The organism is Ruegeria sp. E1, from assembly GCF_056534225.1.
The window spans coordinates 1-1412 of record NZ_JBQFPE010000042.1 but is presented as its reverse complement, the minus strand read 5'-3'; the positions used below and the strand labels follow the sequence as shown (position 1 = coordinate 1412).

Annotated in this window: 1 protein-coding gene; it reads left to right on the top strand. The window is 55.7% G+C overall.

What is annotated here, in order from left to right; genetic code table 11:
- The first annotated feature begins 154 nt into the window (after positions 1–154).
- Positions 155–1284, top strand: a protein-coding gene (locus ACR0FG_RS20840; RefSeq protein ID WP_480424262.1) for an IS3 family transposase whose coding sequence is annotated in 2 segments (ribosomal slippage) — positions 155–398 and positions 398–1284 — 1131 coding nt in all. Because the reading frame shifts where the segments join, the coding sequence is not laid out codon by codon here.
- Positions 1285–1412 lie beyond the last annotated feature (128 nt).

Genomic DNA, 1412 nt, shown 5'->3' with positions numbered 1-1412 from the left:
TGAGCAACGGACAGAGCTACAAGATGCTGACGGTGCTGGATGAGTATACCCGTGAGGCGCTCTGCGTAGCGGTCAAGCCGAAGATGAACAGTGGACCTGTCACGGTTTGATGCCGCTCCTTTGATAGCATCTACTGCAGCAAAGGAGACTGACTATGGGACTGAAACGGACGGCCGAATTCCGGCAAGATGCGGTGCGTATCGCATTGACCAGTGGGCTAACACGCAAGCAGGTGGCTGATGATCTAGGTGTCGGGATGTCCACGCTGAACAAATGGATCACAGCGCACCGAGATACAGACGTGGTTTCCAAAGAGGATTTGAGCCTCGCTCAAGAGAATGAGCGACTTCGACGGGAGATCCGGCTCCTCAAGGAGGAGAGGGAAATCCTAAAAAAGGCCACCCAGTTCTTCGCGGGCCTAAAGCAATGAGATTTAGGTTTATCGAAGAACACAGAGCCAGCTTTCCAGCCAACCGGTTATGCGATGTCGTCGGTGTCAGCGCACGCGGTCTGCGTGCCTTCCGCAGCCGCCCTGCCAGTCGCAGACAGCGGTCTGATCTGGTCACGCTGGCGCATATCAAAGAACAGTCACGCCTCAGTTTGGGCAGCTATGGCAGGCCGCGCATGACTGAAGAGTTGAAGGAAATTGGTTTGGCTGTGGGGCATCGTCGCGTTGGTCGCCTGATGCGCCAGAACGGCATATCCGTGTTGAGAACACGCAAGCACAAGGTCACGACAGACAGCGATCACAAGTTCAATATCGCGCCCAACCTACTGGATCGGGACTTCACAGCGGATCAGCCGAACAAGACATGGGCTGGTGACATCAGCTATGTCTGGACCCGTGAAGGCTGGCTTTATCTCGCCGTCATTCTGGACTTGCATTCCCGCCGTGTGATTGGCTGGGCTGTTAGCAATCGGATGAAGCGAGACCTGGCCATCAGGGCGCTGAGAATGGCTATCGCCTTCAGATCACCACCGAAGGACTGCATCCACCACACGGATCGTGGCAGCCAATACTGTTCCCACGATTATCAGAAGATCCTGCGCCAACATGACTTCAAAGTGTCGATGAGCGGCAAAGGCAATTGCTATGATAACGCCGCCGTCGAGACCTTCTTCAAAACGATCAAAGCTGAGCTGATCTGGCGGCGGTCATGGCAAACCCGACGGCAGGCTGAAGCGGCCATCTTCGAATACATCAACGGCTTCTACAATCCGCGCCGCCGACACTCAGCACTGGGCTGGAAAAGTCCCGTCGCCTTCGAACGGAAAGTGGTTTAAACGAGCACTTGGAGCGGCACAAAAACGCGACAGGTCCACAGCGCAGACGTGCTGGATGCGCTCTACCCACTCTTATTGCGGCACGGGAAGCCCGAACACATCCGTTCCGACAACGGCGCGGAGTTCAT